This is a genomic window from Catellatospora sp. NPDC049111, assembly GCF_040648615.1.
GTDB lineage: Bacteria > Actinomycetota > Actinomycetes > Mycobacteriales > Micromonosporaceae > Catellatospora > Catellatospora aurea.
In genome coordinates this window covers 192,822-218,043 of the sequence record NZ_JBEZEB010000007.1, presented here as the reverse complement: position 1 = coordinate 218,043, position 25,222 = coordinate 192,822, and the positions used below count along the sequence as shown (strand labels likewise).

25 protein-coding genes and 1 pseudogene are annotated in these 25,222 nt (G+C 71.2%); 13 read left to right on the top strand and 13 right to left on the bottom strand.

Going from position 1 to position 25,222, the window contains the following annotated elements:
- The first annotated feature begins 3 nt into the window (after positions 1-3).
- The 3 genes from AB0B66_RS13415 (at position 4) to AB0B66_RS13405 (ending at position 2,297) form a co-directional block, all read left to right on the top strand.
- Positions 4-600 carry a hypothetical protein gene (locus tag AB0B66_RS13415; RefSeq protein ID WP_360527827.1) on the top strand — a complete coding sequence of 199 codons (597 nt, stop codon included), beginning with the start codon at positions 4-6 and terminating at the stop codon, positions 598-600.
- A 121-nt stretch (positions 601-721) separates the two neighbouring features.
- The gene (locus AB0B66_RS13410; protein WP_360527824.1) at positions 722-1,777 is read left to right on the top strand and encodes an aldo/keto reductase; all 1,056 of its coding nucleotides are present in this window, start codon (positions 722-724) and stop codon (positions 1,775-1,777) included.
- Between the two features lie 4 nt (positions 1,778-1,781).
- Positions 1,782-2,297, top strand: a complete 516-nt coding sequence (locus tag AB0B66_RS13405) for a helix-turn-helix domain-containing protein (RefSeq protein WP_360527821.1) — start codon at positions 1,782-1,784, stop codon at positions 2,295-2,297.
- A gap of 7 nt (positions 2,298-2,304) precedes the next feature.
- Here AB0B66_RS13405 and AB0B66_RS13400 read toward each other — a convergent pair whose 3' ends face one another.
- Positions 2,305-2,718, bottom strand: coding sequence for a fibronectin type III domain-containing protein (locus AB0B66_RS13400; protein ID WP_360527818.1), 414 nt, complete (start codon positions 2,716-2,718; stop codon positions 2,305-2,307).
- Positions 2,709-2,861, bottom strand: coding sequence for a hypothetical protein (locus tag AB0B66_RS13395; RefSeq protein ID WP_360527815.1), 153 nt, complete (start codon positions 2,859-2,861; stop codon positions 2,709-2,711). Before AB0B66_RS13395 ends, AB0B66_RS13400 begins: the two co-directional genes overlap by 10 nt.
- 174 nt (positions 2,862-3,035) lie before the next feature.
- Between AB0B66_RS13395 and AB0B66_RS13390 the strand changes: the two genes are divergently transcribed.
- Positions 3,036-3,821, top strand: coding sequence for an SGNH/GDSL hydrolase family protein (locus AB0B66_RS13390; RefSeq protein ID WP_360527812.1), 786 nt, complete (start codon positions 3,036-3,038; stop codon positions 3,819-3,821).
- A gap of 17 nt (positions 3,822-3,838) precedes the next feature.
- On the opposite strand, the gene AB0B66_RS13385 is transcribed toward AB0B66_RS13390, so the two are convergent.
- Both AB0B66_RS13385 and AB0B66_RS13380 read right to left on the bottom strand, forming a co-directional pair.
- On the bottom strand, positions 3,839-4,747 hold the full coding sequence (locus AB0B66_RS13385; protein ID WP_360527809.1) for a hypothetical protein: 909 nt from the start codon (positions 4,745-4,747) through the stop codon (positions 3,839-3,841).
- Between the two features lie 122 nt (positions 4,748-4,869).
- The gene (locus tag AB0B66_RS13380; protein ID WP_360527806.1) at positions 4,870-5,658 is read right to left on the bottom strand and encodes a metalloregulator ArsR/SmtB family transcription factor; all 789 of its coding nucleotides are present in this window, start codon (positions 5,656-5,658) and stop codon (positions 4,870-4,872) included.
- 773 nt (positions 5,659-6,431) lie between these two features.
- Here AB0B66_RS13380 and AB0B66_RS13375 point away from each other — a divergent pair.
- Positions 6,432-7,583: pseudogene (locus AB0B66_RS13375) on the top strand (glycoside hydrolase domain-containing protein); the annotation flags it as partial.
- A 55-nt stretch (positions 7,584-7,638) separates the two neighbouring features.
- Here the strand turns inward: AB0B66_RS13375 and AB0B66_RS13370 are convergent.
- The gene (locus tag AB0B66_RS13370) at positions 7,639-8,292 is read right to left on the bottom strand and encodes an NAD(P)H-dependent oxidoreductase (protein WP_360527803.1); all 654 of its coding nucleotides are present in this window, start codon (positions 8,290-8,292) and stop codon (positions 7,639-7,641) included.
- Between the two features lie 245 nt (positions 8,293-8,537).
- On the opposite strand from AB0B66_RS13370, the gene AB0B66_RS13365 reads away from it, so the two are divergent.
- Positions 8,538-9,308 (top strand): SDR family NAD(P)-dependent oxidoreductase, encoded by a 771-nt coding sequence (locus tag AB0B66_RS13365; protein ID WP_360527800.1) that lies wholly within the window; start codon positions 8,538-8,540, stop codon positions 9,306-9,308.
- A 95-nt stretch (positions 9,309-9,403) separates the two neighbouring features.
- Here the strand turns inward: AB0B66_RS13365 and AB0B66_RS13360 are convergent, their stop codons facing one another.
- Complete coding sequence (locus AB0B66_RS13360) at positions 9,404-10,480, bottom strand: Gfo/Idh/MocA family oxidoreductase (protein WP_360527798.1); 1,077 nt, start codon at positions 10,478-10,480, stop codon at positions 9,404-9,406.
- A 343-nt stretch (positions 10,481-10,823) separates the two neighbouring features.
- Here AB0B66_RS13360 and AB0B66_RS13355 point away from each other — a divergent pair, with 343 nt between their 5' ends.
- Positions 10,824-11,480 (top strand): response regulator transcription factor, encoded by a 657-nt coding sequence (locus AB0B66_RS13355; protein ID WP_360527795.1) that lies wholly within the window; start codon positions 10,824-10,826, stop codon positions 11,478-11,480.
- 2 nt (positions 11,481-11,482) lie between these two features.
- On the top strand, positions 11,483-12,865 hold the full coding sequence (locus AB0B66_RS13350) for a HAMP domain-containing sensor histidine kinase (protein WP_360527792.1): 1,383 nt from the start codon (positions 11,483-11,485) through the stop codon (positions 12,863-12,865).
- A 34-nt stretch (positions 12,866-12,899) separates the two neighbouring features.
- Here AB0B66_RS13350 and AB0B66_RS13345 read toward each other — a convergent pair whose 3' ends face one another.
- Positions 12,900-13,859, bottom strand: a complete 960-nt coding sequence (locus AB0B66_RS13345) for a hypothetical protein (protein ID WP_360527789.1) — start codon at positions 13,857-13,859, stop codon at positions 12,900-12,902.
- Between the two features lie 80 nt (positions 13,860-13,939).
- Here AB0B66_RS13345 and AB0B66_RS13340 point away from each other — a divergent pair, with 80 nt between their 5' ends.
- Both AB0B66_RS13340 and AB0B66_RS13335 read left to right on the top strand, forming a co-directional pair.
- Positions 13,940-14,665, top strand: coding sequence for a hypothetical protein (locus AB0B66_RS13340; RefSeq protein ID WP_360527786.1), 726 nt, complete (start codon positions 13,940-13,942; stop codon positions 14,663-14,665).
- Positions 14,665-14,994, top strand: a complete 330-nt coding sequence (locus AB0B66_RS13335; RefSeq protein WP_360527783.1) for a transcriptional regulator — start codon at positions 14,665-14,667, stop codon at positions 14,992-14,994. The genes AB0B66_RS13340 and AB0B66_RS13335 overlap by 1 nt, the downstream gene beginning before the upstream one ends.
- Positions 14,995-15,041: 47 nt before the next feature.
- Here AB0B66_RS13335 and AB0B66_RS13330 read toward each other — a convergent pair whose 3' ends face one another.
- From AB0B66_RS13330 to AB0B66_RS13305, 6 genes are all read right to left on the bottom strand, one after another.
- Entirely contained in the window at positions 15,042-15,965 is a 924-nt protein-coding gene (locus AB0B66_RS13330) for a TAXI family TRAP transporter solute-binding subunit (RefSeq protein ID WP_360527781.1), read from the bottom strand.
- A gap of 74 nt (positions 15,966-16,039) precedes the next feature.
- The gene (locus AB0B66_RS13325) at positions 16,040-16,414 is read right to left on the bottom strand and encodes a hypothetical protein (RefSeq protein ID WP_360527778.1); all 375 of its coding nucleotides are present in this window, start codon (positions 16,412-16,414) and stop codon (positions 16,040-16,042) included.
- A 276-nt stretch (positions 16,415-16,690) separates the two neighbouring features.
- Positions 16,691-17,350 carry a hypothetical protein gene (locus tag AB0B66_RS13320; protein ID WP_360527775.1) on the bottom strand — a complete coding sequence of 220 codons (660 nt, stop codon included), beginning with the start codon at positions 17,348-17,350 and terminating at the stop codon, positions 16,691-16,693.
- A gap of 131 nt (positions 17,351-17,481) precedes the next feature.
- Positions 17,482-18,876: an APC family permease gene (locus tag AB0B66_RS13315; protein ID WP_360527772.1), complete on the bottom strand. Its 1,395-nt coding sequence runs from the start codon at positions 18,874-18,876 to the stop codon at positions 17,482-17,484.
- A 94-nt stretch (positions 18,877-18,970) separates the two neighbouring features.
- A complete protein-coding gene (locus AB0B66_RS13310; protein WP_360527770.1) occupies positions 18,971-19,636 on the bottom strand; it encodes a TrkA family potassium uptake protein in 666 nt (221 codons plus the stop codon).
- On the bottom strand, positions 19,626-20,981 hold the full coding sequence (locus AB0B66_RS13305) for a potassium transporter TrkG (RefSeq protein WP_360527767.1): 1,356 nt from the start codon (positions 20,979-20,981) through the stop codon (positions 19,626-19,628). The genes AB0B66_RS13310 and AB0B66_RS13305 overlap by 11 nt, the downstream gene beginning before the upstream one ends.
- A 108-nt stretch (positions 20,982-21,089) precedes the next feature.
- On the opposite strand from AB0B66_RS13305, the gene sthA reads away from it, so the two are divergent.
- From sthA to gndA, 3 genes are all read left to right on the top strand, one after another.
- Entirely contained in the window at positions 21,090-22,493 is a 1,404-nt protein-coding gene (gene sthA, locus AB0B66_RS13300; protein ID WP_360527764.1) for a Si-specific NAD(P)(+) transhydrogenase, read from the top strand.
- Between the two features lie 14 nt (positions 22,494-22,507).
- The gene (locus tag AB0B66_RS13295) at positions 22,508-23,503 is read left to right on the top strand and encodes an endonuclease/exonuclease/phosphatase family protein (RefSeq protein WP_360528252.1); all 996 of its coding nucleotides are present in this window, start codon (positions 22,508-22,510) and stop codon (positions 23,501-23,503) included.
- A 186-nt stretch (positions 23,504-23,689) separates the two neighbouring features.
- Entirely contained in the window at positions 23,690-25,117 is a 1,428-nt protein-coding gene (gene gndA, locus AB0B66_RS13290; protein ID WP_360527761.1) for an NADP-dependent phosphogluconate dehydrogenase, read from the top strand.
- Positions 25,118-25,222: the final 105 nt, after the last annotated feature.

Sequence of the window (25,222 nt, the reverse complement as noted above, 5' to 3'; positions counted from 1 at the left end):
CTGATGAGCTCCTCGACCGATCGCCACGGCACCCTGCATACGCCCAGCCTGCACGTGCGCGTACCCGATGACCTGCCCGTCCTGCTGCGCAGCAACCGGCTCGCGTACGCCCTGCAGCTGACCCGGCGCAAGCTGCTGACCGTGCACCTGCCGGTCGCGGCCGTCCTGTCCCTGATCGCGATCCGGTCGTGGCTGGTGACGGTCGTGCTGCTCGCCGTGGTCGCCCTGCACTACGTGGTGACGTGCCTCGACGAGGCGGCCAAGGCGCGCTCGCCGCTGCTGGGCGCGGACGACCACGGCCTGTTCCTGCGGCCGAACGGCATCCTGCAGCCCGCCCTGCACCTGCCCTGGCCGCGCGTGAAGGCGCTGGCCGTGCAGCGCTCCGGCGGCGTGTGGATGCTGTGTGTCACGCCTCGAGACCCGGGCGAGGACAAGCGCGCGCAGGAGCGCGAGACGGCCGGGCGCTTCTACGGCTTCTGGCGCATCGTGGGCTACCAGCGCACGGTGCGCAGGCTGGGCACGAGCCTGTTCACGCCGATCGTCGGCGCCGACCCGGACCGCCTGCTCGGCGATCTGAACGCGCAGCGCGGCACCAGGTAGCGGCCCCGTATGCCGGCAGGTGGTTTGGCTCACGCCTTGCCACCTGCCGGAATGCGGAAACCATCGGGCTCGGTTGAGTTACTTGCACGATGCAAGTAACTCGACCTGGAGCTGACCACCCATGCGTTACACCACCTTCGGCCGCAACAACGGCCTGCGCGTCTCCGAGTACGGACTCGGCACCGGCAACTTCGGCACCCGCTGGGGCGCGGGAGCCGAACCCGCCGAGGCGCGCAAGATGTTCGACCGGTTCGCCGAGGCGGGCGGCACGCTGCTCGACACCGCCGACAACTACCAGGCCGGCCAGGCCGAGGAGCTGCTCGGCGAGTTCATGGGCGCCGAGCGCGACCGCTTCGTGGTGGCGGGCAAGTACGGCAACAACGGTGTCGGGCCGCGCGACGTGACCAACACCGGAAACAGCCGCAAGCACCTGTTCCAAGCGGTGGAAGCCAGCCTGAGGCGGCTGGGCACCGACTACCTCGACATCCTCTGGGCGCACGCCCCCGACGACCTCACCCCGATCGAGGAGATCCTGCGCGGCTTCGACGACCTCGTCAGCGCCGGCAAGATCCGCTACGGCGCGTTGTCGAACTTCCCCGCCTGGCGGGTGTCGCGCGCGGTGACGCTGACCGAGCTGCGCGGCTGGGCCGCGATCGTGGGCATCCAGGTCGAGTACAGCCTGGTCGACCGCACCGCCGAACGCGAGCTGCTGCCGATGGCGCAGTCGCTGGGACTGGGCGCGGCGATGTGGGGTCCGCTCGGCGGCGGCCTGCTCACCGGCAAGTACCGCAAGGGCGACGACGGGCGGCTGTCCGACCTGAAGATCCTCGTGCACACCGAGGACAGCGCGCAGAAGACCGCCGTGGTCGACGCCGTCCTCGACGTCGCCGCCGAGCTGGGAGCACCCGCCTCGCAGGTGGCCGTCGCCTGGATGCGGGAGAAGGGCGCCCGCGCCGCGACCGCGTACGTGCCGATCATCGGTCCGCGCAGCCTCGCCCAGCTCGACGACTACCTGGGCGCCCTGGACGTGGCCCTGACCCCGGCCCAGTTCGCCCGCCTGGAGGAGGTCAGCGCCGTGCGCCTGGGCACCCCGCACGAGCTGATCGCCTGGAACCTGGCCGGCATCCGCGGCGGCGACGCGAGCGCCGTCGACGCCCCGGCGATCCCGGTAGCGTGATCTCATGCGGCGGACCAGCTTCGAGGACCTGGAGTGCCCGATCGCGCGCAGCCTGGAGCACGTGGGTGAGTGGTGGAGCATTCTGATCATGCGCGACGCGTTCGACGGCTTCACCCGGTTCGACGAGTTCGAACGCAGCCTCGCCATCGCCCCGAACATGCTGACCCGCCGCCTGAAGTCCCTGGTCGACGCCGGCCTCCTGGAGCGCCGGCGCTACCGGGACCGCCCGCCGCGCTACGAGTACGTGCTCACGGAGGCCGGGCGCGCCCTGCGCCCGGTCATCGTGGCCCTGTACGCCTGGGGCAACCAGGACCTGGCCCCCGGCGACCGCAGCCTCGTGCTGGTGGACCGGGCCACCGGCCGCGAGGTGGAGCCGGTCCTGGTGGACCGGGCCACCGGCACGCCGCTGTCCGACCTGGACATCGGCTTCGTCGCCGGCCCCGGCGCGACGGAGCCGTTCCGCGGCCGGCTCGCCAGCGCAGCGGCCGCGCGCGGGCGGGACGCGGCGGGGGCCTCCTGACCGGCCGCTACGGCACCGGCCAGGTCATCACCTGGACCGGCTGCGACCTGACGGACTCGCCCGCGGAGTTGAGCGAGGTCACCTCGAACGTGTAGAGCGTGCCGTGCCGCAGGCCGGTGACGGTTAAGGCGGGTCCGTAGGACCACCCGATCAGGACGCCGTCGCGGTAGACGCGATAGCCGTCGGTGGCCGCCATGACCGCCTCCCACGCCAGGAACACCTGGTAGGCCTGCGGGGTCCCGACGAGCATCCGGGTCGGCGGCGGCGCCTCGGCGTACGGCGGGGCCGTGGTGGCCGACACCGGCGCGCCCGGCGCGGACTCACCAGCCGTGTTCACCGCGGTGACGTGGAAGGTGTACGCCGCGCCGGGCGTGAGCCCGTCGACCACCGCCGACGGAGTCGTCACCGAGCTCAGGCCCACGCCCACACCACGGAGTGGTCGCCGTGTCGGGCGTCCTCGAATCCCGGGTTGGCGACCAGGTTCACGCCGGCGGCGGACGCGCCGCCCACCGGGACGGACACCGCGGCGCAGGCCAGCACGGCCAGCTGGAGGAGGCGGCGCACGGTCTCTCCAACCTGCAAGGTTTGCTGCCAGTAGCGCCGAACGCTAGCCGTCGCATGTAGTCATGTCAATGAAGACGTGGGAGCAGGCCGGCGGCTTGTTAACGTTCATGGACCACCGCCGGGACGGGCCCGGCAGCCGTGAGAAGGCAGGCCGCCGTGGGTCTCATGTCCTGGGTGAAGCGCCGTGCCACGCCCGTCGCCCCGAACGGCGCGCCGTTCGTCCACCGCCCCGCCGGAGCGCCCATGGAGGTCGTGTGCGCGGGCGACAGCATCACCCGCGGCCTGGCCAGCGGCGACTACGTCAGCCTGTTGCACGACCGGCTCGGCCCGGCCGGCTACCGGTTCGTCAACGCGGGCGTGGACGGCAACCTCGCCTGGAACGTACGCCGCCGCCTGGACGAGGTCATCGCGTGCCGACCCGACGCGGTCACCCTGCTCGTCGGCACGAACGACGTCAACGCCACCTACGACGCGCGCTGGGCCCGGCACTACCGCAGGCAGCAGCGCCTCCCCCGCACGCCGGACCTGCAGTGGTACCGGGAGAACGTGGACGCGATCCTCGACCGGCTGCAGAACGGCACCTCGGCGCGGCTGGCCGTGCTCGACCTGCCGCCGCTGGGCGAGGACCTGGCGAGCACGATGAACCAGCGGATACGCGAGTACAACGCGGTGCTGCGCGAGGTCGCGGAGGGGCGCGGCGTGCCGTGCCTGCCGCTGTACGAGCGGCTGACCGCGCTGCTGCCACCGGGGCACCGGCCGCCGCCGTACGAGGGCAGGCTCGGCCTGGCGATCCGGACCACGTTCCAGCACCTGGTGCTGCGCCGGTCCTGGAACGACATCTCCGCGGCCAACGGCCTGACCCTGCTGACCGACCACATCCACCTCAACGACACCGCCGCGGCCGTCATCGCCGACCTGATCGGCGAGTGGCTGCAGACGTCGCCGCCACGACGGCGCTGATCCCGGCGTGGCCGGGCTCAGCCCTCGTCCACGGGCCTCCACCGCAGGTCAGGACGGTACGCCCAGGTGGCGCGAATGGCGGTCTCCGGTGGCTGGGCCATGTCGTCAGCCTTGATGACGATCGGATCGCGGCCGTGCAGTGACCAGCGCACCGCCATCGGCGTCTCCGGCTCGGCGGGGGACGGCCCGAGCAGATCGACGGCGCTCACCTCGGACCACGCGACCACGTCCGGCAGTGCCCGGAAGCGCAGGCCCGACTCGTCGACGGTGATCGGCGTCGCCGCGTCGGACGACTCGGCAGGCGCGCCACGCCACCGCTGCACGAGCCAGCCGACCGCGACCAGCAGCAGGATCAGGGCCCAGGCGATCAGCCCGATGGCGATGGCCGCCAGACCGTCCAGGGGCTTGGCCGGCACGTGCAGATTGCGCCAGGTCAACCAGCCGACCGCGGCGACGGACGGCACCAGGACCGGCCACCACGCGCGCAGCCCGCGGTAGCGCCCGATCGTCACCGGCGTCGCCGGGCACGGCTCGGCGCGTTCGAGCAGCATCCGCAGGTTCGGTGTCTCCAGCAGGGGCCGCAGTCTGCGACGCCGCTCGCCGGGCTCCCACACCTCGGCGCCGATCAGCGCGCCGGGCACCGCCGGGAGGAACACCAGCAGGATCCACCAGGGCGCGTCCCTGACCTCGCCTCCGGCGATCGTCACCGCCAGGACGCTGCCGAAGAACGAGACCGCGCCCACCCCGAGGAGTAACTGCCGGACGGCCCGGTCGCGCCGGTTCAGCCGGCGCACGTGCGCCACCGCCACCGCCGCCACGGCCGGATCGGGGTGCGCCCGCCCCTGCCTGGCGTGCGCGATCACCAGCGGCCGGTCCCGTTCCGGCAGGCTCGCCGGGGCGTCGGCGACGAGTGGGGTATCAATCACCGCCCGTACGGTAGCCCACCCGCACGAGCCCCGCTGTCCGCTCATCAGCGATCACGCGGCCCATGTCCTCGGTGAACCGTGGAGCGCCTCGACGCGCTCTCCGACAGGGCCTTCGCCCCGGCCTAGGCCGCCGCTTCGGCCATCGTCCGGCCGGTCTCCAGCAGGGTCTTCAGGTCCGACAGCAGGTGCGGCCAGCCCTCGCTGACCATGCCGGGCAGCGCGCTACCGGGCGCGAAGCCGTCGTGCACGACGGTGAGCTTGACGAGGTCGCCGACCTGCTCCAGGTCGAAGCTGACCTTCGAGCGCCGCTCGGCCGCGAGCTGCTGCCGCAGGTCCTCGTCCATGTCGACGGACTTGGCGAACTCGGGCGTGAAGGTGTGGAAGGTGTAGGCCAGCCGCCGGTAGGGGTCCGCCTCCAGCACCACCTGCGCCGGGTCGGCCATGACCACGCCGAGTCGCTCCCAGGTCATCGTCGAGCCGACCTGCCAGTCGGTGTCGAAGGTGACCTGCCAGTACCGGCTGGTGAACGCCGGGTCGGTGATCGCCTGCCACAGCTTCTGCGGCGTGGTCCGGATGTACGTGGTGTAGACGAACTCGTCCATGTCCTGTTGCTCCAATGCCGTCTTCAAGTCCGCGAGGGCGTGCACCCGCCCGCGGTGGTAGCGGTCGATCCAGCGGTCGGCGATGGCGTTGATCGGCTCGGCGTTGAGGAAGTGCAGCTTCTCCCTGCCCCGCCACACGGTGGTGACGAGGTTGGCCTCCGCCAGCACCGCCAGGTGCTTGCTCACCGACTGCCGGGCCATGTCCAGCCCCGCGCACAGCTCACGCAGGGTCTGCCCGTTGCGGGCGTTGAGGCTGTCCAGCAGGGCGCGGCGGCTCGGGTCCGCCAGCGCCTTGAACACGTCGTCCATCGCCATCCTCACATGCAGCCGTCCGGCTGCATGTTTCGACCATAGGCAGCCGATTGGCTGCATGTCAAACTTCGCCGCTTCGACACGCCTCCGCCATGCGCCCGACCTAGCGGCAGTCATGAATACGTGGTAGGAATTCTCCACACATCGATGTATCAGCTGAAAATTCCTTCATACCCCCGGAGGCTCGCATGAGAAAGGTCCTAGCAGGTCCAGCCGTTCTGGTCGCGATGTCCATCGCGGTCACCGGTTCGTCTCTGGCGGGCGCGGCGGCGTGGGCCAAGCCCGCGGACGTCGTCGCCGAGGGCGGCCGGACCGTCGGCTACCACGGATACCGCGTCACCGTTCCGGCCTCGTGGCAGGTCGTCGACCTGAGCGCCGATCCGACGGCATGCGTGCGGTTCGACCGGCCGACGGTCTACCTCGGACACCCCGGCGACCAGTCGACCTGCCCCGCCGACCTGGTCGGGCGCACCGCGGCCCTGATCATCGAACCGCTCGACGACGTCTCGGCGGCCCGCCTCACCCCGCAGACCGCCGTCACCGCGCCGGGCACGGCGGTCGCGGTCGGCGCCGCGTCCCGCGACGACGCGATCCAGGTCGCCGTACGCGGCGCGGGCGTGCTGGTCACCGCCGCGCACACGCCCGACACCGAGGACGCCGTGCGCCGCGTCCTCGGCTCGGCGAAGCTGGGCCGCGACGCCAAGCCCGCCGCCGACAGCCTGCTCGCCGCAGCGGCGTCCACCAGGACCGCCACCGCCGCCGCACCCCTGGCGGCACCCGGGCCGCAGCCGGGCGTGTACACCGGCAAGGGCTTCGACACCTGCGCCGCCCCGTCCCAGTCGACCATGAACGCGTGGCGCAACAGCTCGCCCTACCGGGCCGTCGGCGTCTACATCAGCGGCGCTAGCCGGTCCTGTTCGCAGCCCAACCTGACCGCGAACTGGGTGACCAACCAGACCAACAACGGCTGGCGGCTGATCCCGATCGAACTCGGCCGCCAGGCCCCGTGCGGCACCCGGCTGCCGAAGATGTCCGCCGACCCCGCCACCGCACGGTCGCAGGGCGCGACTGCCGCGAACAGCGCGGTCAGCGCCGCCCAGGCGCTGGGCATCCCCGCCGGCAGCGCGATCTACAACGACGTCGAGCACTATCCGTCGAACGCCTCGTGCAAGGACGCCGTGCTGTCGTTCCTGTCCGGGTGGACGCAGCAGCTGCACGTGCGCGGCTACCTGTCCGGCATGTACTCCAGCGGCTCATCCGGCATCACCGACGTCTGCAGCGCCTACCACGACACCCGCTACACGCGCCTGGACCACCTCTGGATCGCTTGGTGGAACGGCGTGGCCGACACCGACGGCGGCCAGTACTGCGACGACGCCTACTACACCAACCACCGGCGGCTGCACCAGTACGCCGGGGAGGTGCTGGAGACCTGGGGCGGGGTGCAGATCAACATCGACCGCAACTACCTCGACGTGTCGACGACCGTTTCGGAGGAGCCGCCGCCGACGTCGTGGAGCGCCATCGTGGACAACGCCACCGCCGGCGGGTTCACCGCCAGTGCGAACTGGGGCACCTCGGCGTTCTCCGCCCAGCGCTACGGCGCCGACTACCGCTTCGCCGACCCGGTCGCGGCCAGCGACCCGGCCTGGTTCCGAGTGAACATCCCGCAGACCGCGTCGTACGAGGTCGCGATCTGGTATCCCGCCAACGCCGGCTACAACAGCGCGACCCCGTTCATCGTGGCCACCACCTCGGGAAACCAGTCGGTGACCGTCGACCAGCGGGTCAACGGCGGCCAGTGGATCTCACTGGGCGTCTTCACCCTCGCCGCCGGTGACGGCGACAAGGTCGGGGTGAGCCGGTGGACCACCGGCACCGGCTACGTCGTCGCCGACGCCGTGCGCTTCACCCGCGTCTAGCGGGCCGTCCCGGGGACCCGGCCGCAAGCACGGGTCCCCGGGACGGCAGGTCAGGTCAGGCCGGTGCGCCGACGGCCGGTGACAGGAATTCCCGGCCCAGGTCGCGGGCCTGCGCGACGGCCCCGGTCAGCGCCGCCTCGCGCTGGTGCGGGGTGATGTCCATCGGCTGGGCGTGGATGAACCGCAGGTCGGTGATGCCGACGAACCCGAAGATCGCCCGCAGGTACGGCTCCTGGAAGTCGTAAGAGTGCAGGTAGGAGCCCGCCGAGTAGTCCGCGCCGCGGGAGGTCACGCAGACCATGCGCTTGCCGTTGACCATCGGCACGACCTGGCCCGTCTCGTCGTACCGGAACAGGTATCCGGGCTGCACGAGGCAGTCGATGTAGTACTTCAGCGCGTACGGTACGCCGAAGTTCCACATCGGCGCGGTGATCAGATACGCGTCGGCGGAGACGAAGTGCTCGATCAGGGACTCGATCTGCGCCCACGACTCCGCATGGCTCCGGTCGATCGGGCGGCCCACCATCAGCGTGTACTTCGCCTCGATGTTGTCACCCGCCATCGCCGGCAGGTCATGCTGGTACAGGTCGACGACGTCGACGGTGACGTCACCGGACTGCTCGCGAACGCCATTCAGAAATGCCTCGGAAACCCGAAGCGAATGGGATTCGGAACCACGGGGCGTGGCGATGATGTGCAGAATGCGCATGGCGTTCCCTCATCAGTGGAAGTGAAGGCAAATGTAGCGACGGCCAGCGGAAACGTTACCGATGTGTCGGAAGTTGGCAGTCATTGGAGTGACGTCTGTGGACCAATGCGAATTACGTTCGTTACCATTCGCATCCGATCCGGACAGCCATGATCCCGACCTCCCGCGCAAGGAGTGCGATTCGCCGCCGGCGGCGCTCCGGCGTAGGGTTGGCCACGGAGATCCACCACCGGAGAGGCACCCGCATGAGCAGCGTTCTGGTCACCGGCTCAGCAGACGGCATCGGCCTGCACACGGCGCGCGAACTGCTCGCCCTCGGGCACCGGGTGGTGCTGCACGCCCGCAACGAGCAGCGTGCCGCTCAGACCCGTGACGCGGTGCCGGGAGCGGCCGCGGTGCTCGTCGGCGACGTGTCGTCACTGGCGCAGACCCGCTCACTGGCCGCGGCGGCGACCGCGCACGGACCGTTCGACGCGGTGATCCACAACGTGGGGGTGGGCTCGGCCGCCCGGCGCGAACTCACCGAGGACGGCGTCGAGCGCACCTTCGCCGTCAACGTGCTCGCCCCGTACCTGCTGACGGCGCTGATGCCGCTACCGCAGCGGCTGGTCTACCTGACCTCGGGGCTGGAGGCGGCCGGCCGGGCCGACTTCGACGACCTGCAGTTCGCCGACAAGGCGTGGAACGGCATGCAGGCATACAGCGACTCGAAGCTGCACGACGTGCTGCTGGCGTTCGCGGTGGCGCGGCTGTTCCCTGCGGTGCTGAGCAACGCCGTCGACCCGGGGTGGATCAAGACCAGGATGGGCGGCCCGAACGCCCCCGACGAACTCGCCGACGGAGCCGAGACGCAGGTGTGGCTCGCCACCGCCGACGAGGCCGAGGTCGGCTTCAGCGGCCGCTACCTCAAGCGCCGCCAGGACCTGCGCGCCAACGCCGCCGCCTACGACATCGCCGCCCAGGACCGCCTGCTGGCCGCCTGCGCCCACCTCACCGGGGAGAAGTTCCCGGCCTGACTCCGCCGGTCGCTGCAGTTTCGAGGAAACCGCACGTTCCGCGCCCCGGGTTTGCTGCACTTTCCACGAAACTGCAGCAAACCCGGGCGCGGTGGTCACTGCCAGGGTTCGACGCCGACGGAGACGGTCTGGCCGGTGCGGGCGGATTCGTCGATGGCGAGGCTGATCAGGTGGTCCTGGCAGGCCTGGGCCAGCGGGTAGGGCGGCTCTGCCTCGCCGCGCGCCCACCGGCCGGTCGCCTCCAGGATGGTCGCGATGGCGATCTCCTCGTCGGACAGCCGTACGCCCGCGTAGGGGTTGGTGTAGACCACGGAGCCGTCGAAGCTGATGTGGTCCAGGTCGAAGCCTTCGAGGTTGAGGTCGCGGCCGGTCTGGCGGCGGCGCAGCTCCGACTCCAGCACGGTCCTGGTTCCTTGCAGGCGCACCACGCGGTCGTCGACCAGCTCGCCGAGGCTGCCGCGGACCAGGATGCGCCGGGTGCGCAGCTGGTTCCACCACTGGTTGTCGGTGAAGTCGTACAGGCCGCTCCGGCCCCCGAAGTCGATGGTGGCCAGCGTGTTCACGGCGGGCTTCGGGGTGGCGTCGTCGCGCCAGCCGGCCGGGCTCATCGGGTCGGCCAGCGGCGCGGTGAACGTGCGGGCGTGCACGCTCGCCGGGCCCATGCCGACGTCGAGCATGCCCCGCAGCATCGACACCGCGTGGTAGCCGTGCGTGGACGACACCTGGGCCGAGGTGCGCTCGCCGATGACGCCGGAACGCAGCACCGCCAGCCGTGCCGCGTGGTCGGGCAGCAGCAGGTATTGCTCGGCGACCTGGACCTTCTCGGCCTGGCCGACCTGCGCCCAGAGCTTGCGCAGCCCGTCGAGGTCCGGGGCGGGCGGGGTCTCCGACAGGACCGGCAGGCCGCGCTCCACCAGCGTCTCGACCAGCCCGGGGTTCACGCCCCACGGCACCGAGGTGATGACGTACTCCGGGTCGGTGCGCAGCAGGTCGCCGAGGTCCTGGGTGACGGGCAGCCGCCAGCGCCCGGCCACCTCGGCGGCGGCATCGACGGAGCGGGTCATCACGCCGGTCACCGCGAACCGCTCGGGCATCAGCTCGGCGAGTTTGAAGAAGAACTGCGCACGCCAGCCGCGCCCTACGACCGCGTACCTGATGGGGTTCTGTGTCACCGGCAAACCGTACGCCCCGGGCGCCCGGGCGCATGACACACCATGCTCCGCCCGGACGCCCGGCACGCCCGGCGGTCGTCGTGGCGGCACGGCGCGCGACGATCGCCGGGGACGGCCGTCGCCTCGCCCCACCGACGGACCGGCGACGACCTGCGCCCGGCGGCCTTCTCCCCCGGCCGGACAGGCGCACGAATGTTTAGGAAACTTTCTTAAATACAATGCGAGTCAACCACCGCCACTGATCCAAGTCAAGGCATCAATCGATGCGGACCGGCCCCGCTGGCGGCCAGGTGCGGCGGTGACGCATCATCGAAGGCCACACGGGCGTGGAGGGGAGGTCAGGTTGCGCATCCTGCTGGTCGAGGACGATCTGCGGGTCGCCACCGCGATGAGCGCCGCGCTGACCCGCCGCGGGTACGACGTCGAGCACGCCGCCACCGCCGCCGCGGCCCTGTCCGCCGCCCCCTGCGACCTGGTGCTGCTCGACCTGTCCCTGCCCGACGGCGACGGCCTCGACGTGTGCCGCACCCTGCGCGCGCGCAGCCCCCAGCTGGGCATCATCGCGGTCACCGCCCGCGGCGAGGAGCGCGACCGGGTGGTCGGGCTGCGCGTCGGCGCGGACGACTACGTGGTCAAGCCCTTCTCCATGGTCGAACTGCAGGCGCGCATCGAGGCGGTGCTGCGCCGGGCCGCGTACGCCTCCCCCGAACTGATGGTCATCGTCGCCGGGCGGATCCGCATCGACGTGCCCGCCCGCGCCGTCACCGTCGACGGCAACGACGTCGCGCTGACTCGCAAGGAGTTCGACATCCTGCTGTCGCTGGCCCGCCACCCCGGACTGGTCATCACCCGCGACCGCATCCTGCTCGACGCCTGGCAGACCACCTGGGTCGCCCGGCACACCGTCGAGGTGCACGTCGGCTCCCTGCGTGGCAAGCTCGGCGACCCGCGGCTCATCGAATCGGTGCGCGGCGTCGGCTACCGGCTGCGCGGCGAGTAGCCGTGCGCCAACGCCTGGCCGCCAGCTACCTGCTGCTGATGACGCTGGTCCTGCTCGCCCTGGAGATCCCGCTCGCGCTCACCCTGGCCAGCCGCGAGTCCGACCTGGTCCGCGCCGACCGGCTGGCCGACGCCACCCGCTTCGCCGCCCTGGCCCGGCCCGGCCTGCGCACCGACACCGTCGGCACCGTCCGCGACGAACTGGCCCGCTACGACGAGCTGTACGGCATCGGCGCGGCCGTGCTGGACCGCGACCGGCACACCTTCGTCCGCTCGGTGAGCTACCACCTCGAACCCGGCCGGGGCGAGGCGGCCGTACGCGCCGCGCTGGCCGGGCAGCAGTACAGCTCGGCCGAGTCGGTGCTGCCCTGGACCGGCGATCCGATCGTGGTCGCCGTGCCGGTCAACGACAACGGCGAGGTCCTCGGCATGGTGATCATCGTGTCGCCGGCCGACCGGGTCCGCGACGCGGTGACCTTCTGGTGGCTCGCCCTGGGCGGCATCGGCCTGCTCGCCGCGCTGGCCTGCGTGCTCACCGCGCGCAGCCTGGCCAACTGGGTGCTGCGCCCGGTCACCGTGCTCGACGCGATGACACACGAGGTCGCCGCCGGCGACGGCAACACCCGGATCTCCGCCCAGGCCGGCCCGCCGGAGCTGCGGCGGCTCACCCGCAGCTTCAACGACATGGCGGGAGCCGTCGCCGACGCCATGGACCGTCAACGCGCCTTCGTCGCCCACGCCAGCCACCAGCTCCGCAACCCGCTCACCGCACTGCGGCTGCGCGTCGAGGAACTCGGACCGAGCCTGGCCGACGACGACGGCCGCAGCGAGCACCGGCTCGCCCTGGAGGAGACCGACCGGCTGGCGACGGTGCTCGACGGGCTGCTCACCCTGGCCCGCGCCGAACGCGGCCGGCACCAGCTCGTCACCATCGACGCCGTCGCGGTCGCGCAGGCGCGGGTCGCGGCGTGGGAGCCGCTGGCCCGCCACCACGGCACCACCCTCACGCTGACCGTCGGGCTACCGGTGGCGCTGGTGCACGTCGTGCCGACCGCGCTCGACCAGACCCTGGACGCGCTGATCGACAACGCCGTCAAGTTCAGCGGACCGGGCGGCCGGGTCGAGGTGGAGGTCCGCACCGCCGACGACGGGATCGCGGTGCACGTGCGCGACGACGGCCCCGGCATGACCGACGCCCAGCTCGACCAGGCCACGGAACGCTTCTGGCGGGCCCCGGACGCGCAGAACATCGACGGCTCCGGCCTGGGCCTGACCATCGCGGCCGTGCTCGTCGACGCGTCCGGCGGCAAGCTCGCGATGACCCACGCCGGCCAGCGCGGCCTCGACGCCCGGGTGTGGCTGCCCGGCCTGGACACCGCCGCCTAGCTCGTACGTCCCGGCAGCCGGCCCGGCCCGCCGGTTACGGCACGCGCCAGACCGTCGATGCCCAGGTGCCGTTCGACAGGATGAGGTCGAGTCCGATCGTGTGCTCCGGGTACCCGAACAACGTCACGGGGGTGGCGGCCTCGTACTCAGGCGGCAGGACGATCCGCCCCTCCGGGCGCAGCTCGGCCGTGCACACCAGCGGCGGCGCCTCGAACACCGACAGCACGACCCGGGACTCGGACAGGAAGCACCCGTACACGTCGAAGCGCTCGTCCTCGCCGAGCACCTCTGTGGTGAGTTCGTGCAGCAGCGTCAGATCCGGCCAGGACACGACGCGGACCGATGCACCGAAGCTCGGATGCGGCATCAGCAGCAGCCGGCTTCCCGACGGGCTGAAGGCGGCGGTCACCACGTTGTCCAGAATGCGCTCGACGCTCACCCTGTCGCCGTCCGCCCGGACGCGGAAGACGGAACTACCGTCCTGGCCCTCGCCCGCATCCAGGAGCACCGAGCCGTCGTGCGGATGGGCCAGCGCGACCATCTCGGGATCGGCGGTCGGCAACGGAGCTTCGTCAACGACCGTGCCCGCTGGGCTGATCAGCAGCACCCGGGGGCAGCCGTCGAGGCCGAATTTCTGGACGGCCCGCCCCACCGGGAGGTCGTCGGGCGGCGCGGTCACCAGGAGGCTGCCGTCCCGCAGCAACGTCGCGGAATCAGCGCCGCGTGCCGGCAGGTGTACGTCCACACCGTCACGACGGATCGTCAGGTCACGGTCGCCGGCCATGACCACCGTGGCCAGATCGGACGAGGCGTTGAGCAGCCTGCCGGCTGGGGCATCAGCTGCCGCGATCGTGTCCAAGCGGTGATCCAGGGCCTCGACCCGACCGCCGGCCATACGGTATTGGGGACCGGGCCCCAGCGAGCCCGGTCGCAGGTCCCAGCCGATCCTCAGATCGGTGCGCCGGGCGACGAGCTCGGCAGTGATGCGGCGCATCGGCAGATGTTAGACGGTCACACCGAAATCTCGCCGCACACTCTCTTGCGCGGATTGGTCTGTAATGCAAAGCTGACTGCATGACACACGAGTCCGCCCCTCAGGCGAACAGTCCACACGAGCTGCTGGCGTCGGTGCGCGACCTGACGCGCCAGGTCCGTGTCGCCCAGCGCGGGACCTGGTTTCCACTGCTGGTCCTCGCGATGGTCACACTCCTCGCGATTCCCGTGTATCGATACGCTCCCTATTGGGACGTCTTCAGCGCCTGCCGATCCGACGCGGACCACATGGTCTGCCCCGCGCCCAACCCGGCCGAACTCGCGTACTGGACCGTCGCGCTCACCGTCGCCTACGCGGTGATCGCGGGCTTCTACGTCAGGCAGTCCCGGCGGCGCGGCGTGGGCAGCCCGATCCGTCCCTACGTCGTCGTCGGCGTCGCGCTGGCCGTGCTGATGACGGCCGTGTCGACCTGGCTCACGTTCCACCCACTCATTCCTATGCCCGCCGACCCGACCTCGGCCGCCGACATCGAGGTCGGACCCGCGGCGTGGCTGGTCAACGGGCTAGCCAGCCCCGTGGCCGTGATCGGGCTGGCGCTGCTGGTGCTCGCGTGGGTCGAGCGCCACCGGGCACTGCTGGCGTACAGTGTCGTGCTGCTGGCTATCGTGGCGATCATGGGCGGTCAGGTCATCCAGTCGTCGTCGCGGTGGTTCTTCCTGCCGCAGCTGCTCGTCCCGGCGGCGGTGCTGCTGCTCGGGTCCGCCGTCTTCGCCCTGTTCCGGCCGGCGACCGAGGCCAAGGCGTGATGACCGAGCATCCGGCCAACGGCCTCGACGACGTCGTCCACCAGCGCGTCCGGCTGGGCATCATGGCCATCACGCACCAGGCCCGCCAGGTGGAGTTCGGCTTCCTGCGCGAGACCCTGCAGCTGACGGCAGGCAACCTCGGACAGCACCTGACCGTGCTGGAGAAGGCCGAGCTGATCCGGATCGAGAAAGGCTACGAGGGCAAGCGCCCCCGCACCTGGGTCACCCTCACCGCCGCCGGCCAGACTGCCCTACGCGCCGAGATCTCCCACCTCAAACAGCTCATCCACCAGGTCGAACAAGCCGACACAGCACCGGCCGACCACTGACCGGCAGCCAGCCCGCCCGCCCAGCCCCCCGCAGGGCGCGGGGCGGGTCAGGGTTTGATTGATTGGTAGTAGCGGGCCGCACCGGGGTGCAGGGGTAGTGGGGCGGTCGCGATGGCCGATTGCGGGTTGAGGCGTCCGGCGGCCGGGTGGGCGACCCCCAGCTCGTCGCGGTACTGCATGAGCAGCCGGGTCAGCTCGTAGACCAGGTCGTCGGGCATGTCCGCGCCGACCACGAGGTAGTTCGGATCGGCGACGGTGCTGATCGGGTCCAGCCCGTAGACCGAGGACGGGATGTCGCGGCTGACGTAGACCTCGCTGTATCGCACCCGCAGCGGCTCGGTCCACTCGCCGAGTTCGACGAGCCGGATCGGCATCGCGTCGACCAGCTGCTCGATGGCCTTGACGGGCGGGCCGCCGGAGAAGAAGAACGCGTCGATCTCGCCGGTTGCCAGCGCCTGCGCGGAGGCGTCCAGGCCTAGCTGGCTGATCTTCACCTGGTCGCCGGACAGGTCGGCGACGTCCAGCAGGCGGTTCGCGGTGATCGCGGTGCCGGAGCCGGGCGCGCCGACCGAGACGGTGCGGCCGCGCAGGTCGGCCAGGCGGCGCACTGGGCCGTCGCCGCGTACCACCAGGTGCAGCAGGTCGTCGTAGACGCGCGCCACGGCCCGCACCTGGTTGCCGGTGGTGGGCAGGATGTCTGCCTGGGTGAAGCCGAGCTGCACCTGCCCGCTGCCGACGAGCCGCACGTTCTCCGCCGAGGCCGTGGTCACCAGGACGTTGGCCCGCACGTGCGGCAGCTCCCGGTCGATGATCGTCTTGTACGCCTCCCCGAAGACGTAGTAGACCCCGGTGCGGCTGCCGGTCGCGATGTCCAGGTGCACCGGTTCCGGTGCGGGCTCGGTGCACGCGCCCATGCCGAGCAGGACCGCCACGACCAGCGCGGCAGCCGACGGCACTCGCAGACGGACCACGGCGCAGAACCTACCCGACGCGCGCCGCACCCCGAAGCGAGCGCACCTACGCACCCTGGACCGGCGGGCCGGAATCAGTCGCCGTCGCCGGCCAGGTCTCGGGCCTGCGCCTCCTGCTCGGCGTCGAAGCCCGCGACACCGGTGGTGCGGAACTGCTCGGCCTGGTCGTTGATCCAGCGGGTGTGCGCCTCCCAGGCCGATTGGCGCGTCATGCCCAGCGCGGCGCCGATCTGCGCCCAGGAGGCCCCGGCACTGCGCGCGCCGCGTACCGACAGTTGCCGGCCGTATCCGGCCTTGCGGATGATCAGCTCCCCGAGCGCCAGCGCCTGCAGCGATTCGTCGACCGTGAGGCCGACCTCGCCGAGCGCCTCGCGCATGCGCAGGTCGTTGTAGCGGGTGACGGCCGTCTGGAGGGTGTGCTCGCGTTCGAGCTCGTCAGGCGTGGTCATTCCGTCAGGCTAGCCTGACATTCTCAGCCTCGCCCGCTTTATGCCGACAGCTGAGCCCGCGCTCGGATGCCCGCCGGTCGCGCACTCGCTGGTTCGCCGGATGGCGCAGTCCTTGATCTGTTTTTGTGGACGCCAGGTGCCCCTATAGGGGCGTCCAGCGTCCACAAAAACGGATCAAGCACCAGATCCACCGGGAGGCGGGTCGGCACGGCACTCGATGGCGGGCGCGCCCGGACCGTCAGACCGGACGTCAGGCCTCAACAACGGACGTCGCGCTCAGTGGAGGATGCCCGCGCCGTGCAGGACGCGGTGGGCGGTGCCGGCGGGGACGCTGACCAGCAGGCTGCCCGCCTGGCGGGACAGGGCGGCCTGCGCCCCGAGCAGGTGTGCGCCCCGGACCAGGATCGCGGCCAGGTCCTGGTCGATGACGCGTACGCCCAGGATGTGTTTGCGCATGTGACGGCCCGCGGCCAGCAGCACGCCCCGCCACGCGGAGCCGGCCAGGCGCAGCCGCTCGGCGTGCGCGGGGGCCGAGCCGCCGACCGGCGCCGTGCTCAGCACCGCCGCCCGCCCCTGCCGCCAGGCGCCCTCGGCGATCTCCAGGTACGCAGCGCGGTGCTCGCCCGGCACGCTGACCCGGTGCAGCAGGTAGCGGCGGCGCAGCCCCGCCTCGGCGGTCTCGTGGGCGTACGGCAGATCCAGCGCCCGCATCAGCTGCCCCATGCGGCGGGCGGCGTGCTCGGCGCTGAACTCGACCGTCCCGGCCGGCGTGGCCGGGCGACGCGGATGACCCACCCGCACTCCCCCGTCCGGCGTCAGCGACGTCGCCCGCACCAGACAGACCAGCTCGAACGCGTCCGTCAGCCGGGACCGGTCGAGCCGGGCGACCGGCTCGCACGCGGCGGCAGCGGGCAGCAGCTCAAGGGTGGACCGCATGGCGAGCTCCCGTCGTCAACGTCGTGGTGCGGATGGTGCACCCACAGTGACGGCCACCCCCACCCGCGCGAAACACCCCCAACCCACCCTTGAGGAAAACTTGCGCTTGCCGCGCGCCGGCCCACACAAGATCAGGACGGGGGTGGGGCGGCGGCGGAGCCGTCGCGGGGTGGGAGGCGGCGGACTACCAGGCGGTTCACGGCCCAGAGGGCTACGCCGCCGAGGAGGAGCCAGAAGGCGAGAAGGTAGATGCCGGACTCGCGGACGAAGGGGAGCAGGAAGACGGCGGACACGATCGCGCCCAGCACCGGGATGACCGTCGGTGCGCGGAAGTGGCGGTGCTGGACGTGGTCGCGGCGCAGGACCAGGGCGGCGATGTTGACCAGCAGGAAGACGGCGGTCAGCAGGAGCACGGTGGTGTCGGACAGGTCGGTCAGGTCGCTGACGGTCGCCATGAGCAGGATCGACAGGGCGGTGGTGAAGGCGATCGCGATCCAGGGGGTACGCCGGTTGGACAGCACCGCGAACGGGCGAGGCAGCACGTCGCGCCGAGCCATGCCGTAGAGGAGCCGGGACGCCATCAGCATGTTGATCAGCATGGTGTTGGAGACCGCGACCATGGACACGGCGGAGAAGATCTGCGACACCGGCAGGTCCGGCGCACCGATCTTGACGACCTCGAGCAGCGGGCCGGTGGAGGTGGTGAGCACGTCGAGCGGCACCACCATGGCCGCGGTGAACGCGACGAGCAGGTAGACGACGGCAGCCCCCAGCAGGCCGGTGATCATCGCGGGCGGGAAGTCCTTCGACGGTTCGGTGGTCTCCTCGGCGAGGTTCACCGAGTCCTCGAAGCCCAGGAACGCGTAGAAGGCGGTCGCCGCGCCCGCCATGATGCCGGTGACGACGCCGAAGCCCTGCCCGGAGAAGGTGAACGCGGCGGCCGGGTCGCCGGAGCCCTGGGCCAGCACGCTGGCCCCGACGCCGATGACGAACAGCAGGCCGGCCAGCTCGACGCAGGTGATCGCGATGTTGACTTTGATGGACTCGGCGACGCCCCAGAAGTTCACGGCCGCGACCAGCAGGATCGCCAGCGTGCCGATGAGGATCGTGGGCGGGTGCTCCACCCCGGTCAGACCGCTGAAGTAGCGCCCGCCGACCCGAGTGGCGGCGAAGCTCGCCGAGGTCACCCCGGACGCCATGATCGCGAAGGTGACGAGGAAGCTCAGGAACTTGATCTGGTACGCCCGGTCGCAGTACAGCGCCCCGCCGGCGGCCTGCGGATACTTCGTGACCAGCTCCATGTACGCGAACGCGGTCAAAAACGCCAGCACGAACGCGACCAGGAACGACGCCCAGATCGCGCCGCCGACCTCCGCGCCGACCTGCCCGGTCAGCGAGTAGATGCCGGCCCCGAGGATGTCGCCCAGGATGAAGAAGATCAGCATGGGCCGGGTGATCACCCGGCGCAGCTCGTGCGGGTCGTCGCGCTGCGGCTGCGGCGCGGGGACCGAGACGTCTGCGGTCATGGGCTGCCTCCCGGGACCGAGCGGGCACGAGATTGCCCGCTGTCTACATCCTCCCCCGTTCCCGGTCCCCGGATGATCAAAACGCCTCGGGCGGTCAGGGCAGTTCGGCGAAGCGCTCCACCCGGTCCACCGGCCCGGCGACCACGATGATGTCGCCGTACTGCAACACGGTCGTCGCGTCGGCGTAGGTGAACTCGCTGCCCTGCGTCTTCACGCAGACGATGGTCACCCCGTGCTTGCGCCGCAGCCGGGTCTCGCCCAGCGCGACGCCCACGTACTCGTGCGGGGGCCGGGTCTTGACCAGCGCGAAGTTCGAGTCGATCTCCATGTAGTCGAGCATCCGGCCCGACACCAGGTGCGCCACCCGCTCGCCCATGTCGTGCTCGGGCAGCACGATGTGCTTGGCTCCGATGCGCTCCAGGATGCGGCCGTGCTGGCGGCTGACGGCCTTCGCCCAGATGTCGGCCACCTCCAGCTCCACCAGCAGCGACGTCGCCAGGATGCTGGCCTCCAGGTCGGAGCCGATGGCGACCACCGCCCGGCCGAACTCGGCCACGCCGAGCTGGCGCAGCGCCTCCAGGTCGGTGGCGTCGGCGGTCACGACGTGGGTCAGCTCGCCCGCGAGACTCTGCACGACCTTGGGCCGATGGTCGATGGCGAGCACCTCGGTTCCGCGGCGCATCAGCTCCAGAGCCAGCGAGCTGCCGAACCTGCCCAGTCCGATGACGACGACCGGGTCGTTGCCGTTCTCAGCCGACAAGGGGACGCTCCTCGGGTAGCTCGTAGTGGCGGGTCTTGGCGCGCAGCGCCAGTGCCGTGCCCAGGGTCAGCGGGCCGACACGGCCCACGAACATCAGGACCGCGAGCAGCGCGTGGCTGGCCACGTTGAGTTCGGCGGTGATGCCCGTGGACACCCCGACGGTCGCGAACGCCGAGATGACCTCGAACAGCACCTGGTCCAGCGGGTGCGGGTTGAGCACCAGCAGCAGGTACGTCGAACCCGCCACGATGCCCACGCCGACCAGCGCGATGGTGAGCGCCTGCCGGTGCAGCTGCTCCGGGATGCGGCGCCGGCCCACGTTGACCGACGGCTCGCCGCGCAACTCCGCCCAGATCACGTACGCCAGCAGGCCGAACGTGGTGACCTTGATGCCGCCGGCGGTGCCCGCGCTGCCGCCGCCGATGAACATCAGCGCGTCGTACGCCAGCCAGCTCGACGGGTACATCGCCGCGATGTCGATGGAGTTGAACCCGCCGCTGCGCGGCATCACCGCGGCGAAGAACGCGTTGAGCAGCTGGTCCGCGCCGGACATGTCGCCCAGCGTGCGCGGGTTGCGGCCCTCGGTGGCCAGCAGCAGGACGGTGCCGCCGACCAGCAGCACCGCGCTCAGGATGAGCGTCATCCGGGTCAGCACCGACCAGCGGCTCGGCCGCCGCCACGAGTGGCGCAGCTCGAACAGCACCGGGAAGCCCAGCCCGCCGACGATCACACCGACCGCCAGGGTCACACAGATCCACGGATCGGTGTTGAACCTGACCACGCTGTCGGGCCACAGCGCGAACCCGGCGTTGTTGAAGGCCGAGATCGCGTGGAACACGCCCAGGTAGACCGAGCGCACGAACGACTCGCCGTACCCCAGCATGAACCGGCCGGTCAGGATCACCGCCAGCACCATCTCGGCGGCGATGCTGAGCAGCACCACGTTGCGGACGACTCGACGCAGGTCGGTCATCTGCAGCGTCTTCGTCTCCGCCTGCACCAGCATCCGGGCCCGCAGCCCCATCCGGCCCGACAGAGCGACCGCGAACAGCGTCGCCATGGTCATGATGCCCAGGCCGCCGGCCTGCATCAGCGCCATGATGATCAGCTCGCCGGCCACCGACCAGTGCGTCTCGCTGTCCACCAGGACCAGGCCGGTCAAGCACACCGCCGAGGTCGCGGTGAACAGCGCATCCAGGAAGTCGGCCGACTTGCCGGACTCCGTGGCGATGGGCAGCGACAGCAGGCCCGTGCCGGCCAGCGCGGCGGCCGCGAACCCCCCGACGATCACCTGCGTCGGATGGTGGAACTGGTCGAGCACGACCGTCGACACACTCCTGCGCACGCGGCGACCATACCAATGTCCTGGTCGGCGGGTGATCCCTGGCGCGGGCGCGACGATCGCCGTTCGGCGGGTGCCCGCCGTTAACGTGAACGTGCCAAGGTATGCGGCATGCGTGATGTGGACGTCCTCGTCATCGGATCCGGGCCCGGCGGGCAGAAGGCCGCCATCGCGGCCGCCAAGCTGGGCCGGCGGGTCGCCATGGTGGAACGCGGAGACATGATCGGCGGGGTGAGCGTCAACACCGGCACCATCCCGTCGAAGACCCTGCGTGAGGCCGTGGTCTACCTCACCGGCCTGAGCCAGCGCGAACTCTACGGCCAGAGCTACCGGCTCAAGGAGGACATCACCGTCTCGGACCTGACCGCCCGCACCGAACACGTCATCAGCCGCGAGGTCGACGTGGTGCGCGGCCAGCTCGCCCGCAACGGCGTACGGCTGCACGCCGGCACGGCCCGGTTCACCGACCCGCACACCGTGCACGTCACCGGCGAACGCGGCCGCGACTTCTCGATCACCGCGGACCACATCGTCATCGCCGCGGGCAGCCGCCCGGCCCGCCCCGCCACCGTCGAGTTCGACGACCTGACCATCATCGACTCCGACGGCATCCTCAAACTCGACCGCGTGCCGCGCTCCATGGTCGTGGTCGGCGCGGGAGTCATCGGCATCGAGTACGCCTCGATGTTCGCCGCGCTGGGCACGAAGGTCACCGTCGTCGAGCGGCGCAGCCGCATGCTCGACTTCTGCGACCTGGAGGTCGTCGAGGCGCTGAAGTACCACCTGCGGGACCTGGCCGTCACGTTCCGGTTCAGCGAGGCCGTCGCCGCCGTCGAGAAGCACCCCAAGGGCGCCATCGCGGTGTTGGAGAGCGGCAAGACCATCGCCGCCGACACCGTCATGTACTCGGCCGGGCGGCAGGGCATGGGCGACTCGCTCGGGCTGGAGGCCGCCGGGCTGTCCGCCGACGAGCGCGGCCGCATCACCGTCGACGAGCACTTCCGCACCGCGGTGCCGCACATCTACGCCGTCGGCGACATCATCGGCTTCCCCGCGCTGGCCGCGACCTCGATGGAGCAGGGCCGGCTGGCCGCGCACCACGCCTGCGGGCAGCCGCTGGGCCCGATGTCGGAGTTGCAGCCGATCGGCATCTACACCATCCCCGAGATCAGCTACGTGGGCCGCACCGAGGACGAGCTGACCGACCAGCGGGTGCCGTTCGAGGTGGGCGTGTCCCGCTACCGCGAGCTGGCGCGCGGCCAGATCATCGGCGACTCGCACGGCATGCTGAAGATCCTGGTGTCGTCCGAGGACCGCAAGCTGCTCGGCGTGCACGTGTTCGGCAGCGGCGCGACCGAGCTGCTCCACATCGGGCAGTCCGTGATGGGCTGCGGCGGCACCGTGGACTACCTGGTCGAGGCGGTGTTCAACTACCCGACGCTGGCCGAGTCGTACAAGGTGGCCGCGCTGGACGCGACCAACAAGATGCGCCACATCGCCCACCTGCGAGACTGACCCTGGTGGACACCATGACGGCGCCGGCTACGGGCGTCACGACATACCGACGGCTGCCCTTCCCCCGGGAGGGCTCCCGGGTGCGCGCGCATCGCTTTCCCGGCCTGGTGACGGCGGCGCTGTCCGTGCTCGTCGCCGGCCTGCTGGTGCTGCACTCCGCCGTGCCGAACACCCTCGGGCACCTGGGCAGCCTGCTGGAGTCGTTCCTGCCCTGGCTGGGCCTGGCCGTCCCACCGCTGCTCGGCGTCGCGCTGCTGCGCCGCTCGGCGCTCGCCCTGATCACCCTGCCGCTGCCGGTTGCCGCCTGGCTCGGCCTGTTCGCCGGGGTGCTCGCCCCGGCTGCCGACGAGCCGTACGACCTCACCGTGGTGCAGCACAACGTCAGCGACGAGAACCCCGACCCCGCCGGCACGGTCCGGGGCCTGCTGCAGGTGTCGCCCGACCTGATCGCCCTGGAGGAGGTCACCGAGCAGGCCATGGCCTCCTACACCGCCGCGCTGGCCCCCGCCTACCCGCACGCCGCGGTGCAGGGCACGGTCGGGCTGTGGTCGAAGTTCCCGCTGTCCGACGTGCGGGTGGTCGAGATCCGGCCGCGCGCGATCGTGGACGTCTGGAGCCGCGGCATGCGCGCCACGGTGCGGCTGCCGCAGGGCGACGTCGCGGTGTACGTCGCCCACCTGCCCTCGCTGCGCCTGGGCTGGGAGCACGGCTTCGGCTCGACCCGGCGCGACGGCAGCGCCGAAAAGCTCGGCGCGGCGCTGGCCGCCGAGCCGCAGGAGAACGTACTGCTGCTGGGCGACCTCAACGGCACCCTGGACGACCGCGGGCTCGACCCGGTCACCTCGCAGCTGGCGTCGGACCGGTCCGACTTCGCGTTCAGCTGGCCCGCGCCCGCGCCGCTGGCCCGCATCGACCACGTGCTGGCCCGCGGCTCGACGGTCACCCGGGTCTGGTCACTGCCCCGCACCGGCAGCGACCACCTGCCGGTGGCCGCTCGCATCCGACTCTGAGAGCGCCATACCCGCTCGCCGGGCCGGGTCTTCGGGAGAGGATGGAGTCCGCGGCACGGCTTCTCGATCACTAGGACACCGCCGCCCCGGGCGTGCGAACCCCTGCCCGGCGTGATGGGGTATGAGGTGGAAGGGACGCACCGGGGCGGCCGCAAACATCGAGCTTTCACGACCAGGAGTCACACCATGGCAGCACAGATCGGTGTCACCGGGCTGGCGGTGATGGGCGCCAACCTCGCCCGCAACCTGGCCCGCAACGGCTACACCGTGGCGGTGCACAACCGCAGCCGCGCCCGCACCGACGCGCTGATCGCCGAGCACGGCGACGAGGGCGACTTCGTCCCCACCGAGACGATGGCCGAGCTGGTCGGCGCACTGGAGAAGCCGCGCCGCGTACTGATCATGGTCAAGGCCGGCAAGCCGGTCGACGACGTGATCGCCGAGCTGGTGCCGCTGCTCGACAAGGACGACATCATCATCGACGCGGGCAACTCCCACTACACCGACACCCGCCGCCGCGAGGCCGCGCTGGCCGAGAAGGGTCTGCACTTCGTCGGCGTCGGCGTGTCCGGCGGCGAGGAGGGCGCACTCAAGGGCCCGTCGATCATGCCGGGCGGGTCGAAGAAGTCGTACGAGTCGCTCGGGCCCATGCTGGAGAAGATCTCCGCGCACGTGGACGGCGAACCGTGCTGCTCATGGATCGGCACCGACGGCGCCGGCCACTTCGTCAAGATGGTCCACAACGGCATCGAGTACGCCGACATGCAGGTCATCGGCGAGGCGTACGACCTGCTGCGCTCCGGCGCGGGCCTGGAGCCGGCCGAGCAGGCGAAGATCTTCGCCGAGTGGAACAAGGGCGACCTGTCCTCCTTCCTCATCGAGATCACCGCCGAGGTGCTCGGCCACGTCGACGCCAAGACCGGCAAGCCGTTCATCGACGTCGTCGTCGACGCCGCGGGCATGAAGGGCACCGGCGGCTGGACCGTCATGGCGGCCCTGGAGCTGGGCTCGCCGGTCACCGGCATCGGCGAGTCGGTGTTCGCCCGCGCGCTGTCGTCGCAGTCGGCCCAGCGCCCGACGGCGCAGAAGCTGCTGGCCGGGCACGAGGTCAAGGTGGACCTGCCGGACACGTTCGTCGAGGACGTGCGCCAGGCGCTGTACGCGTCCAAGCTGGTCAGCTACGCCCAGGGCCTGGACATGCTGGTGTCTGCGGCCAAGGAGTACGGCTGGGAGCTGGACCTGGCGGCGATCGCGTCGCTGTGGCGGGGCGGCTGCATCATCCGGGCGGCGCTGCTGCGCACCATCACCGAGGCGTACCGCAGCGAGAACCCGCCCGCGAACCTGCTGTTCGCGCCGGAGTTCACCGAGGCGATCGGGGCGGCCGTGCCGGCCTGGCGCCGCGTGGTGGCCACCGCCGCGCAGCTGGGCATCCCCGCCCCGGTGTTCTCCTCGTCCCTGGCCTACTACGACGGCCTGCGCCGCGAGCGGCTGCCCGCCGCGCTGACCCAGGGCCTGCGGGACCTGTTCGGCGCGCACACCTACAAGCGCGTGGACGCCGAGGGCACCTTCCACACGCTGTGGTCGGGCGACAAGTCCGAGGTCAAGCAGGACTGACGCATTTCACGAACAAGGCTCCGTTCATGCCGTTGTGCAGCATGAACGGAGCTTTGTCCGTGCCGCCCTGTGCAGAACCTTCAGGAAGACCCGCTACGGTGTGGG